The organism is Selenomonas sp. oral taxon 920, assembly GCF_001717585.1.
Taxonomy (GTDB): domain Bacteria; phylum Bacillota; class Negativicutes; order Selenomonadales; family Selenomonadaceae; genus Centipeda.
The window spans coordinates 159,518-172,508 of sequence record NZ_CP017042.1 but is presented as its reverse complement, the minus strand read 5'-3'; the positions used below and the strand labels follow the sequence as shown (position 1 = coordinate 172,508).

At 56.0% G+C, this 12,991-nt stretch carries 12 protein-coding genes and 1 tRNA gene; 10 read left to right on the top strand and 3 right to left on the bottom strand.

The window, feature by feature from the left end; genetic code table 11:
• Positions 1–414: 414 nt before the first annotated feature.
• Entirely contained in the window at positions 415–930 is a 516-nt protein-coding gene (locus BCS37_RS00750; protein WP_069179687.1) for an SMI1/KNR4 family protein, read from the bottom strand.
• A gap of 520 nt (positions 931–1,450) precedes the next feature.
• Here BCS37_RS00750 and BCS37_RS00745 point away from each other — a divergent pair.
• From BCS37_RS00745 to BCS37_RS00700, 10 genes are all read left to right on the top strand, one after another.
• The gene (locus tag BCS37_RS00745) at positions 1,451–2,482 is read left to right on the top strand and encodes a FecCD family ABC transporter permease (RefSeq protein WP_173862583.1); all 1,032 of its coding nucleotides are present in this window, start codon (positions 1,451–1,453) and stop codon (positions 2,480–2,482) included.
• A complete protein-coding gene (locus tag BCS37_RS00740) occupies positions 2,479–3,252 on the top strand; it encodes an ABC transporter ATP-binding protein (RefSeq protein ID WP_069179686.1) in 774 nt (257 codons plus the stop codon). The genes BCS37_RS00745 and BCS37_RS00740 overlap by 4 nt, the downstream gene beginning before the upstream one ends.
• Positions 3,249–4,283 carry an ABC transporter substrate-binding protein gene (locus BCS37_RS00735; RefSeq protein ID WP_069179685.1) on the top strand — a complete coding sequence of 345 codons (1,035 nt, stop codon included), beginning with the start codon at positions 3,249–3,251 and terminating at the stop codon, positions 4,281–4,283. Before BCS37_RS00740 ends, BCS37_RS00735 begins: the two co-directional genes overlap by 4 nt.
• 14 nt (positions 4,284–4,297) lie before the next feature.
• Positions 4,298–6,217 (top strand): TonB-dependent receptor plug domain-containing protein, encoded by a 1,920-nt coding sequence (locus BCS37_RS00730; protein WP_069179684.1) that lies wholly within the window; start codon positions 4,298–4,300, stop codon positions 6,215–6,217.
• A gap of 333 nt (positions 6,218–6,550) precedes the next feature.
• Positions 6,551–7,207, top strand: coding sequence for a hypothetical protein (locus BCS37_RS00725; RefSeq protein ID WP_069179683.1), 657 nt, complete (start codon positions 6,551–6,553; stop codon positions 7,205–7,207).
• Positions 7,208–7,320: 113 nt separating this feature from the next.
• Positions 7,321–8,055 carry an NAD-dependent protein deacylase gene (locus BCS37_RS00720; protein WP_069179682.1) on the top strand — a complete coding sequence of 245 codons (735 nt, stop codon included), beginning with the start codon at positions 7,321–7,323 and terminating at the stop codon, positions 8,053–8,055.
• A gap of 61 nt (positions 8,056–8,116) precedes the next feature.
• On the top strand, positions 8,117–9,298 hold the full coding sequence (locus BCS37_RS00715; RefSeq protein WP_069179681.1) for a hypothetical protein: 1,182 nt from the start codon (positions 8,117–8,119) through the stop codon (positions 9,296–9,298).
• Between the two features lie 187 nt (positions 9,299–9,485).
• Positions 9,486–10,142: a hypothetical protein gene (locus tag BCS37_RS00710; RefSeq protein ID WP_069179680.1), complete on the top strand. Its 657-nt coding sequence runs from the start codon at positions 9,486–9,488 to the stop codon at positions 10,140–10,142.
• A gap of 62 nt (positions 10,143–10,204) precedes the next feature.
• Positions 10,205–10,837, top strand: coding sequence for a hypothetical protein (locus tag BCS37_RS00705; RefSeq protein ID WP_069179679.1), 633 nt, complete (start codon positions 10,205–10,207; stop codon positions 10,835–10,837).
• 330 nt (positions 10,838–11,167) lie between these two features.
• A complete protein-coding gene (locus BCS37_RS00700) occupies positions 11,168–11,893 on the top strand; it encodes a hypothetical protein (protein ID WP_237142718.1) in 726 nt (241 codons plus the stop codon).
• Here the strand turns inward: BCS37_RS00700 and BCS37_RS00695 are convergent.
• Both BCS37_RS00695 and BCS37_RS00690 read right to left on the bottom strand, forming a co-directional pair.
• Positions 11,853–12,728 carry a DMT family transporter gene (locus BCS37_RS00695; protein ID WP_069179678.1) on the bottom strand — a complete coding sequence of 292 codons (876 nt, stop codon included), beginning with the start codon at positions 12,726–12,728 and terminating at the stop codon, positions 11,853–11,855. The two genes, BCS37_RS00700 and BCS37_RS00695, sit on opposite strands and share 41 nt — an antisense overlap.
• A gap of 122 nt (positions 12,729–12,850) precedes the next feature.
• A tRNA-Thr gene (locus BCS37_RS00690) sits at positions 12,851–12,926 on the bottom strand.
• Positions 12,927–12,991: the final 65 nt, after the last annotated feature.

Below are 12,991 nucleotides of genomic sequence, written 5' to 3'. Positions count from 1 at the left end.
GGAAAGTGCCAAAAGGAGCAGACACGTTTGTCTGCTCCTTTTGGCACTTCCCCGGAAAAAAACGATGTGCTATAATAAATTCGGCGACCGGTGAATGTCGGTTTACTCCCTTTGTGGGGGGGATGTGCGTGACGCTTTCCGAAAAGCTATCGCTCCTGATTGCGGCGGCAACGCTCGCATTCAACATCATATTTCTGATCTCTAAGTAGGCAGAAAGAAGAGCCGTACGTGCGGCTCACGTCGGCTCCTCTTTCAAGAAATCTAATTTCGCAGGAGTGACCGACGTAACCACACACCGGTCGTCCTTTTATGCTGTTATTATAGAAAAATATTCTACAAATGTCAAGCACGGCGCATGTTTGCGAACATATATCCCTCATGTGCGTTCGTCTGCAGGACCGTTGTTCAGATGATTTATTTCAGGGAAAACGGATACTTCTCCGGAAGCTCTTTATCCAATTTTCTCATCTCGTCCCATATGAGCTCCTCCTGCCTTGACGTATCCTGTGCATCCGTATTCAAAAAGCACTCCCATTGGGCAATCAAATCTGCGAGTTGAACGAATTTCTTAAAATCAATGTGCAGCTCTGTCAGAGGATGTTCCCATTCTCCATGGTCAAAGAAGCACATCTCCCCATTTTGCAGGTTCATCAGCCAAAGATCCCCCTGACCATCATCGGCAATCGCTATATACTGTTCCGCGAGTTCAGGGAACTCCATATAGAGTTCCTGTCCGTTGTCGCTGAAAAACAGAGCCTCTGCCGAGATTTGACAGCCTGTAAGCCGCTGTAGCGCATCGGAAACATAGGGCATGTCATTTTGTTTGTATAAGGATAGCTTCTTTTGCGCATAAAGGGACAATGTCGTGGGCTTATGCCCCCATAGACCCAGAATTTCATTCGGCCGGCGGATAAAAAACAACGGCTCCATGCACAAAACTCCCATCCGCTTATCTTCGTGCTTTCTATCGCAGGAATTATATGCTATACTCACAGCAAGCGACCGGTGAATGTCGGTTTACTCCCTTTGTGGGGGTGATGTGCGTGACGCTTTACGAAAAGCTATCGCTCCTGATTGCGGCGGCAACGCTCGCATTCAACATCATATTTCTGATTACTAGGTAAACAGAAAAAAGAACCGTACGCGCGGTTCACGTCGGCTCCTTCTTCAAGAACATAAAATTCTGTGGAGAGACCGGCGCTACCACACACCGGTCGTCCTTTTATGCTGTTATTATAGAAAAATATTCTACAAATGTCAAGCACGGCACATCCCGCTCGATGAGATGTGTCGTTTTCTTATGCCATCCTTCTCCCTAATCTGCGTGAATATATCTATTCTATAAACTGCGACAGATTTTCATTGACAGTAACCATAAAATACCGTATTCTCAACATGAATATTATTCGCGTTTAAGAACATATCGGCGTATTCACAGAAAGGATTTTCCTTGCGCATCAAAACTTTGCTCGCATCGCCGTTCGCACTCTCCATCCTGCTCGCCCTCATCGCTGTCTGTGCGGTATCGGCGGGCAGCGTCTCGGTCCCTGCGGGCGATACGCTTGCCATCATCACGGCGAAACTGACGGGCAATGTCCCCGCCGTCGATCCCGCCGTCACAGACATCATCTGGTCGCTGCGCGTGCCGCGCGTCCTGCTCGCGATGACCGCAGGGGCGGGACTTGCGCTTGCAGGTGTCGTCATGCAGGCGAGCGTACAGAACCCGCTCGCGGAGCCGTTCATCCTCGGCATCGCCTCGGGCGCGTCCGTCGGCGCAACGCTTGCCATTCTCATTGGGTCGGCAGCGATCCCGTTCGGCGTGCCCGGCTGCGCCTTCCTCGGCGCGATTCTCGCGACACTCGCCGTGCTCATGCTCGCGGGGATTCATCGGCGCGTCTCAACGGTAAAGCTTGTGCTCGCGGGCGCAGCGATCAGCGCTCTGTGCGTCGCGGCGACGAACTTCATCGTCTACATGGCGGCGGATGCGGAGGGCATGCAGTCCGCCGCGTTCTGGACGATGGGCAGCCTTGCCGACGCGAAGTGGCACAGCCTTTTCCTGCCCGTCCTCATTGTCACCGCGCTCGCCGTCTACTTTCTCTCCCAGCTGCGCACGCTCGACGTGCTGCTCCTCGGTGAGGAGCTTGCCGTAACGCTCGGCATCGACGCAAGTGCAAAGCGCCGCCTCTACATGGGACTCCTCGCACTGCTGACGGGTGTCCTTGTCGCGACCTGCGGCATCATCGGCTTCGTCGGTCTTGTCGTCCCACATCTCGTACGCGCGTTTACGGGCGCATCCCATCGACGGCTGCTGCCCGCCGCCCTTCTCGTCGGTGCGATCTTCCTCGTCGTCGCGGATCTCCTCGCGCGCACGCTGCTCCCTGCGGGCGATCTGCCCATCGGCATCATCACGGCACTCATCGGTGCACCGCTCTTCATGAAGCTGCTCTTTGGCAGCGGCGGAAATTTCGGAGGCGGGAAATGAAAAACATCCATATCGAACATCTGAAATTCCGCATCGGTGCAAAGGAGATCCTGCACGGCATTACCGCCGATCTCCCCGCCGACCGCTTCGTCGCCCTGCTCGGGCCGAACGGCTGCGGAAAGTCCACCCTGCTCAAGCATCTCTACCGCGTCCATCGCGTACAGGAGGGGCAGGTCACAATGGACGGCACGCCGATCGCAGAGATTCCCCTGCGTGCCGCGGCACAGGAGATCGGCGTCATGGGGCAGTTCCACGCCGTTGACTTCGACTTCACGGTCGAGGAGATTGCCCTCATGGGGCGTGCTCCGTACAAGGAGAGCTTCGAGGAGGACACAGAGGAGGATCTCGCGCTTGTCCGCGCGGCACTGGAACGCGTCGGCATGGCGGACGCGGCACAGCGCAGCTTCAACGAGCTCTCGGGCGGCGAGCAGCAGCGCGTCATGCTCGCGCGCTGTCTCGTACAGGAGCCGCAGCTGCTCATCCTCGACGAGCCGACGAATCATCTCGACATCAAATATCAGCTGCATATACTTGAACTGGTCAAGGGACTCGGCATCGGCGTCATTGCCGCCCTCCACGATCTGAACCTCGCTGCAATGTACGCCGATCTCCTCGTCGTGATGAAGGCGGGACGCATCGAGCGCATCGGAACGCCGCGCGAGATCATCACGGAGGAGATGCTCGCTGCGATCTACGGCGTGCGCGCAAATGTCAGCTATGATGCGGCGGGACTGCCGCTCGTCGACTACCGCACGGAGCAGACGCTATGAAGGGCACGCAGACAAAGGGCAGAATGCTTCGCCGCATCTCTCATATGCTGAGTCTCCTCCCCCTGCTCGCACTCTCCGCCCTCATCCTCTTGCTCTCCGCGACGGACGGTCGCGGCTCACACGCACCATCGGAGCAGCCCGTGGACGGCATCACCTACACGACCGCGGACAGCGAGGGACGCCCCGCCACGTTCACGCTCGCCCATCCGCCGGAGCGCGTGCTTATCTCCTATCCCGGCGCGACGGAGCTGCTGATCGACCTCAGTCTTGAGAGCCGCATTATCGGCACGATCGCGCCCTACGGCGCGGAGCCGCCCTCGTATGCGGACGCCTACACTGCGCTCCCCATTCTAGCCGCGCCCTATGTGCCGAGCCGCGAAGAGGTCGTGGCACTCCGTCCCGATCTCATCATCGGGTGGTCGCACCACTTTACCCCCGAGGCACTTGGCGATGTGTATTCATACTTTGACCGCAGCGTGGGTGCGTACATCGTACCCGCCACCGTGCGCAAGGGGCGTCCGACATTGGAGGAAACCGTCTATCCGTTTATCGCCGATATGGGACATCTCTTCGGCACGGAGGAGCGCGCAGCCGAATATACAAGAGGTTTACAAGAGCGCGTTGCCGCCGTGGAAAAACGGTCGACCGCACGCAAACGACGATACTCTGCCATGATATTGCAGTCGCATGGCAGCAGTCTCTACAGTATGTACGGCCCCGCCTACATCATCGACGACATCGCGCGCAAGGCGGGCGCGGACAACATCATCGACCGTCAGATGCGTTCGGTCGGTCCCGAGCGCGTCCTTGGCTTTGCGCCCGAGGTCATCATCTATGTGAATGCGAAGGATCGCACGGAGGAGGAGGCACGCGCAGAGCTGCGCGGCGACCCAAACCTCCAAAATATGAAAGCCGTACGGGAAAACCGCATCATCATCGTGAATTTTTCCGACGTCAACAACGGGAACGGGCGCTGTATCACGGCGCTTGAGGATATATCCGCGGGGCTGGATGCCCTCAGGGATGAATAGAAAGGACAAAAAGGATGAAGAAAAGTGTATTGAGCGGTCTCATTGCAGGGGCGCTCACCGTTGGGATGGGCTATCCCGCACATGCCGCAGAGGCAGCAGACGACAGCACGCAGACCTATGAGACCGAGGCGATCGTGGTCACGGCAAGCCGCAGCGATACCGCGATCAGCGATGTGCCGGCGGATGTCACGCTAATCTCGGAGGAGCAGATCGAGCGCGGCAACTACAAGAGCGTCTCCGATGCACTGAAGGGCGCGAATATCAACGTCGTGCAGAAGGGCTTTGCCGCCTATCCCGTGATCAACGGTGACTCACGCGTCCTCGTCATGGTAGACGGCAAGAAGGTCAACTGGGATCATCTCGTCGTCAGCGGTGACACGAACGCCGTCAACGTCGATCAGATCGCTATCGGCGATGTGGAGCGCATCGAGATCGTGCGCGGGCCGAACTCCTCTCTATACGGTGAGCGCGCCGTCTCGGGCGTCATCAACATCATCACGAAGCGTCCGACGGCAGGGAAACCGTCCGGCAGTTTCAACATGCAGCTTGGCTCGTGGGGCGAAAAGCGTGCGGGGGTGAACGTCAGCGGCGGCGATGAAAAGAACACCATCAAGGTCGGCATCGCGCATGAGCGCCGCAGGGACTTCCAATATAAGAACGCCTATGGCGAAAAGCGCACCTTTGAGAACAGTGACATCAACCGCACGGACTACAACGTCGGATTTGACCGCATCCTTGGCAATGACCGCCTGCGCCTCGAGTTCAGCCGCCACGAGGCGGACGACGGCTACGGCGTTCTTTTGAGCAATCCGCGAACCGGTGCATCCATGTATCAAGGACGCACAGACATCGTCGATACGGGCTACGGCATCACTTATATGTTCGGCTCGGAGAAGGAGGGCGAGGGCACCTTCCTGCGTTTCTATCGAAATGAAGCAACTGCGATCGGCGGATTCAATTCGCAGTACGATCACCACCTGCGCCGCAACGCCTTTGAGGGGCAAAAGCTGTGGATGCTGAACGATAAAAATATGCTCATCGGCGGCTTCCTCTGGTCGCAGGAGAAAATTCATGAGATGAGCGGCAATGTCCCGATGGATGTATCCGCCGTCACAAAGGCGCTCTTTCTCGAAGATGACTGGCAGCTCGGGCGCGGTTACTCGCTGAAGCTCGGCTCGCGCCTCGAACATCACAACGACTTCGGCACGGATGTCACCTCGCACATCAGCCTCAACAAGAAGTTCGACCGCAAAACGCACGCCTATATCTCATGGGGGCAGGCGGTCAACAATCCGTCCCTCAAGATGCGCTATGCAAGAACGCCCTTCTGGATTGGGAATCCTGATCTCAAACAGGAGAAATCCCACACCTTCACCATTGGCGCGGACAGTCAAATCACGCGCAAGTGGAACGTCTCTGCCAGCATCTACTGGAGCAAGCTAAAGAATGCGCTCAACTGGGTGAACGGAACGGGCGGTAATCCGGGTCACTACGAGAACGTCGATACGGAATACCGCCGCGGACTCGAACTCAGCACGCGCTATCGCGCCGACGATCACTGGACAATCCGCACGGCATACAGCTATGCGCATGTCGATTCCACCGATCCCGCCAAGGACTTCCTTCGGACGAATACACGCCCGAACGGCTACAATCTCGGTGTCTCCTACACGCAGGGAAAATGGGATGCGGATCTCGACCTCAACTATGTGACAGGACGCAGCACGGTACACTATACCGACTCTCGCTATCTGACGCTTGATCTCGGCGTAAATTATCATGTGACGAAGGATTTCAAGATCTACTTGAAGGGCGTCAACCTCACCGATGAATCGTATGAATCCATGGGTGCAACACCGTCTATTTGGTCGCCCCTGGGCGGCTATGCGGCACCGAGTCGCCACTTCATCCTCGGCGGGACGTATAACTTCTAACCATACGCAGCAATAAAAGAAGAGCAGACAAAATCTGTCTGCTCTTCTTTTGTGCTTCCAAGCAGCAAAAGTATGTACTATAATATTACCCAGCGGCTGATGAATGTTGGGGGGGCTCCCTTTAGGGAGGTGATGCACGTGACGCTTTTTGAAAGGCTGTCACTTTTGATTGCGGCAATAATGCTCGTAGGAACAGCGTGTCTCATCGTGGAGATGCGCCGTTTTTGATTCTGCTGCATGAGCGCATTGCATTTCGCCCCTACTTTCGGTAGAATGTATATGGTAAGGGTGCAGGAAAATAACACACATGGAAGTGTATCAGAGGAGGATTTCATGTCCATCAAAAAGATTCTCATGTCAGCCATATGCACGGTTTCCCTTCTGGTATCGACAGCATCGGCAGAAAACAAAGAGAACACAGAGCCCTGGACAGCACCGCTGGAGGCGGCAATACTTGAAGGGTTCGGCACACGATTCACAATATTACTGCCGCCGATCGAAGCCTATCGCATTGGCGTATTTTCGCCGTCCCCCGGTGACGGGTTTGGATTTATCGGGAACACATTCCCCGCCTCAGACAGCACAAGAGAACTCTACCTCGGCATCACAAGCGAGAATTTCCCAGCATCGTCTGCACATAAAACTGCCGTCGACCGTCTCAATGAAAATGTGGACCGCTTTATTGCCAACATGCCTATGCTCAAATCAAAATCCTCTCATATCTCCCAAGATATATCCCTGTCACAGGACGGACACCCTGCACGACTGATTCGAATCACACATGAAAACGAAGCCATTCGACGCGACCTTCTCTTTGTTGCTGCCGACAACAGGGAGTGGCGCATTGACATCCTCTATTATATCCTGGAACCACAACAGAGTACACGTATCGATACGATATTCTCCTCCATAAAAATTGATCGTTCAAATGCAACAGAGCCCGTGATCCACTTCGACGGATTCCAGCCGACAAAATCTTTCGAGGAATAATTCGCCCATCGCCCCCCGCGCGCATCGGATGAAAAAGCCGCCATGCGCTTTGAGGGATTTCATCCCATCAAGGATTTTGAACCATAATTCTGCAAAATAAAAGGAGGCCTCCCATGGACAAGATCGCAAGACTCAAAGAAATCCTAGAGAACAGCCGCCACGCGGTCTTTTTCGGCGGGGCGGGCATGTCAACCGAGTCGGGCATTCCCGACTTTCGCAGCGCGGGCGGAATATACAGCGAGACGCTGCATCAGGAGTTCAGTCCCGAGCAGATGGCGTCGCACAGCTTTCTCATGGCGCATCCGGAGGAGTTCTTCGACTTCTACCGGCGGCGCTTTGTCTACCTCGCAGCGGATCCGAATCCGGGGCACTATGCGCTCGCTGAGTTGGAGCGGCGCGGCATTCTCGCGGCGGTGGTGACACAGAACATCGACGGACTCCATCAGGCGGCGGGCTCACAGACGGTCTACGAGCTGCACGGCTCGATCCGCCGTGCTCACTGCATGGACTGCGGAGCACATTACGAGCTCGACTACATCCTCCACCATCGCCCCATCCCGCACTGCAGCTGCGGGGGCATGGTTCGTCCCGATGTGGTCTTATACGAGGAGAGTCTCGACAATGACACCATCGAGGGCGCGGTCACGGCGATCCGCGCGGCGGACACGCTCATCATCGGCGGCACGTCCCTCATTGTCTATCCCGCAGCGGGGCTGATCGACTACTTCCGCGGCGAACATCTCATCCTCATCAACAAGAGCGAGACGCGTGCAGACAGCCGTGCCGAGCTCGTCATCCGCGAGCCGATCGGTGATGTGCTGCATGCGGCGCTGCCGGAGGTACACTGATTCGAACACCAAGCGTACGGCGCGCGCACAGCATCATCAGACACAAAACAAGGTGGTTTCCATGTCCATCAGAAAGATTCTCGCAGTGACCGTCTGCGCTCTTCTCCTCGCTGCGGCAACGGTCTCGGCACAGGAAAAGACAGAGACCACCCCGGGGGCAGCATCTCTGCAGGCAACGACACTGGAGGGATTCGGCACATGCCTCACAATCGAGCTGCCGCCGCTCGAATACTGCCAGCTGGGACGTTTTTCGACGAAATCGGAGGGAAACGATTTTGGATTTGTCGGAAACACATTCTCGTCAGGGGATGCCCGTGATGCCCTCTACATTGGAATCTCCTGCGAAGCAAATTCCGCCTTTTCCAAGGACGGCGATACGATAAATCAGCTCTCCGACTATGCGCATAATTTTATTTCCACCATCCCCGCGTCCAATTCCGCCCCCCGCATCATCCGTGAATATTTGCTCCCACAGGACAAACATCCTGCATGGATGATCAGCCTCTCCTATAACGGGGGTGCTGCGCGGCGTGACTTTCTCTTCATTGCCGACGAGGGGAGGATCTGGCGCATCAGTATATTGTGCCACGCCCCGAGCGCACAGCAGGAAAGGCGTATCGACACAATACTGACCTCTGTCAAACTCAGCTCTGCCGAGGCGACAGTGCCTCGCGTTCACATGGACGGCATACAGCCCGTCGAGTTCACAAAGAGAGCCGCTGAGAACGGCGATGTATCTTCCCCCGCGCTCAGTACGACAACACTCCGCGACCGCGGCAGCACTCTCACAATGCAGCTGCCAAGCTCTGGGGTGCCGTTTTCCGTCGACACCTCGCGCACGGAGGGCACATTCTTCACCAGCAACCGCTTCTCACACGATGACACGCCTCTTGCCCTGTCCGCCGTGCTGATCCATACGCCCGATACGGACGCAGAGCAAACGAGCGGATCCATGGAGGAGCGCCTGAACGAACAAACGACGCTGCTGACCCAAGGCATCCTGACCTCCCCGCAGGGAAGCGAGAAAAAGATCCTCCGCGACGACGTCCAATCCCAAAACGGCTGCCCTGCACGGCAGCTGACTGTGCAGGCGCACTATCAAGGTCAAAACATCATCACCGAGATCCTGCTCATCCGCGGCAAGACAGATACATGGATCGCAGAGCTGACCTTTTATGCAGAGGACACGGTCCTGGCGGAGCTTGTCCCCGTTCTCTTATCCTCCATAAAAATCGGCGCATAGGAACCTGCCAAGAAAATCACAAATACATTTAGGCAGCCGCCCTTGACACGTTTTTCCATGATTCGACGGAAAATTCTCCACACAGCCCTTGCTGTGCGTCCCTTTTTCCACCTCATTCGGACGAAAACGTCTGTGCCAATCAACCGACGCCATTTCAGCTGCGTTTCGTTAGAGAAAGGAATCGTAAATGTTCCGACAAATAATGCTGCTATGTCTTGCGTTCCTATGTTTTTTTGTCTGCGCACCGGTGCATGCGGAAATCCAGTCATACGCCAGTGCAGAGCCGACATCGGAGGAGGTACGTCATCTCCCTGCACCGACCATCCCCGTTATGTCCGTCAAAATCGGCGAATTCCACGACCGCGGCTCTGTCCTAACGATGGACATCCCCTCGACGAATACACCGTTCGTCCAACAGCATCTTCGCAACGGCGACACCGTCTTTATCAACAATCAATTCGCGAACTACTACAAAACGCCTCTGGCGTTGGCCATGTTACTCACCCACTTCTTTCCTGCGTGCGACGCGGCCTCAAAAACGGCGGACCAATGCTTGGACGAAATAGCTGCGGGATTTCTCGACAGCATCATGACATCTGCAAAGCTGCAAGAGAAGGAACTACAGCGCAATGAATCCCTGCAGCAAAACGGTTCTCCGGTACGACGACTAACGATACGATCATTGGTAAACGGACGGGAAATCATCACAGACACCCTGTTTCTTTCCTTCAAAGACGACATATGGAGCATCCAGCTGATGTACGACACCAGTGATCCGATCATCCCCTACCACGCAGACAGTCTTCTATCTACCGTAACGATCAGCAAAAGCGAAGAAAAATAATATCCACATCCGCGTGCTGTTCCTATCGGAGGCAGTACGCATATGCAAAGGAGGTCGTTCCCATGTTCAGCCGAAAATTTCTTGTACACATTCTGATCCTCATGCTCTTTCTGCTTGCCGGAACGGCACACGCAGAGGTCGCGCTCAATCCGCTGCTGCTCGAGCTGCGCACGTCAACGTTCACGGACCTCGGTGATGCACTGGAGCTCGTGCTCCCGCCCGGCGAGTTCAAATCGGAGCGGAAGGAGACCGGTCAGCAGGTCTTTTCCTGCGAGCGCTTCCAAGGTGCATACAAAGATCGCACCCTGACGCTGCGGGTCACGCACATTCCCTTCGCCAACCCGACCGGCACCGCTCAGTATGATTCGACGAGCCCCAAACAGCTGAAAAAGAGCGCTGCCCGCTACACCAAGGAGCATGCGCGTCCCACAGGCACGCAGGCCACACGCGACGAGGCACTCACCATCGACGGCCGCCTGGCAAGACGTCTGACGCAAGTCCACACCGAAGGCGATGCATCGCAGACGATCTACGACACGCTGATCATCCTCACGGACCGCGGTGAGTGGAACATCGAGGCCGTCTACACATCCGCGCCGAGCGAGAAAGAACTCGGTGAGAGCATCGACACCATCCTCACATCCGCTTCGCCCGGGAGGGTCTCTATCTTCAGCGCACCGCGCACATCGAAGTAAACAGGAGCTTCCACCGCCGCAGTCTCAGCGCTCATGCCGCCGTGCTGATCCATGGCATTCTGACCTCCCCGCAGGGAAGCGAGAAAAATTCTCCGCGACGAATTCCAACATCAAAGCGGCTGTCCTGCACGGCGGCTGACCGTGCGGGCTCTCCATCATGGCCAAAACATCATCACTGAGATCCTGCTCATCCGCGGCAAGACAGATACATGGATCACCGAAAGGGAAGCACGTGTCCAGTTGCCCACCTCATTTGGACGAAAAAGTCTGCGCCAATCAACCGCCTTCATTTCAGCCGTGGTTCCCGGGGCACACGAAAGGAAGCCTGTTATGTCCATCAAAACAATCTATGCACTGACCATCTGCGCCGTACTCCTGTTCATGCCGACCGTCTCGGCAGAAATGAAGCCCGATATTGATACAGCAGGATTACGGATAGAGCAGGATACGGACTCCATATTATTAGCAACATCAGCAGAAGATGGTGCTGCGTTGCGTTCTCTGCTCCGTGTAAAAGAAACAAAATTTCACCACAACGACGCTGTCCTGACGATGAATCTTCCGCAATACACGCAGCCATTCTCCTACCATCCCAGCTACACAAGCCCCACTACTTTTATCAACCCTTCCTTTCAAAATGACGGTGCTCCTCTGCCGCTCGTTGTAACGGTCTCCCATTTCCTGCCGTCTTCTGCAGAACGGGAATCCACCATCGAACAGCGATTTAACGCGACAATTGCAGGCTTTAGGGACAGTGTGACAGCTCCGGAAAAGGCGCGTGTCTGGGAGGTGCGCCGTAACGAATCACTGATACAAAGCGGCAATCCGGCACATCGGTTCAGCATGTATATGCGGAAAAACGGACGGGACGTAATCGCAGACGGACTTTTTCTCTCTGATAAAGACAATATCTGGCTCGTCCAGTTGGTCTATGACGCGCACGACAATACGATTGCCGATCACGGAGATGACCTCCTAGCCTCTGCAAAAATCAGCACCGACATAAAAGAACCCCCTACCTCCGCCGCACATTCTGCAGCAGAATCCCGCCCATGATGAGCACGAGGGCGAGGAACGCCGCGCTGCTCATCTCCTCACCAAGCGTTATGGCAGAGACGACGAGCGAGAGGAGTGGCACGAAGTAGGCGAGGTTGGCGACCATAGCCGAGTTCCGCGCCCCCTGTAATGCCATCGCCCACCAGAGATAGCCCACGGCATCAATGAATACGCCGAGCCACAAGAGACCAAGCCACTGTGTCCACGAGAGCGTGACCCACACCTCCGTGAGAAGTGTCACGGGCAGGGAGCAAAACGCCGTCGTTCCCCATGCCATAATCATCATCACCGTCTGGTCGATGTTCCGCCGCTTGTTCAGCACGCAGAAAAGACCGTAACAAAGCGCCGCCAGGATGCAGGCGGCGGCACCGAACAGCCCATTCCCCTCGGCAATGCCCTCCCCGCCGAGGGTGAGTACCACCACGCCGGAGAACGAGAGGAGCAGCGCAGCGGCGATGCGCACCGTGATCCGCTCCCCGAGAAGGAGTGCCGCAAAGATGACGATCATCATCGGCCAGAGGAAGTTGAGAATGCAGGCCTCCTGCGAGGTCAGCTGCGTCAGACCATAGTAGTAAAGCCCCGAATAGAGGAAAAGCCCGAGGAAGCCCAGCCCCACCATCGCCGCATAGCTGCGTATGTCATAGGTGCGAAACACGCGCCCACCGTCGCGCACCAGCTGCATCCCGACCAGGAACAAGCTTGCGGCGAAACTGCTCAGAAAGAGCGCCTCATACGTTGGAATCGTCGAGAGGAGACTCTTTACCAGCGCCGCCGTTGTCGACCAGATCACGACCGCACTGACCGCATAGAAATAGACACGTCCCTGCCCCTGCATTGCAAAACTCCTCCGTCCGCCGACTCCGCTTGACCTCTGCCTCCTACATCCCTGCACGCGCCTGTTTCCTGCACACAGATACAGAAAAGACTTCCGAACACTCGGAAGTCTTTTATTTCAAATGGAGCTGATTATAGGACTTGAACCTACGACCTGCTCATTACGAATGAGCTGCTCTACCAACTGAGCTAAATCAGCATACCGCCTCATAAGCGATAGTGGAATTATACCCGAGGGCGGCGTTCCTGTCAACCCCATTAAAA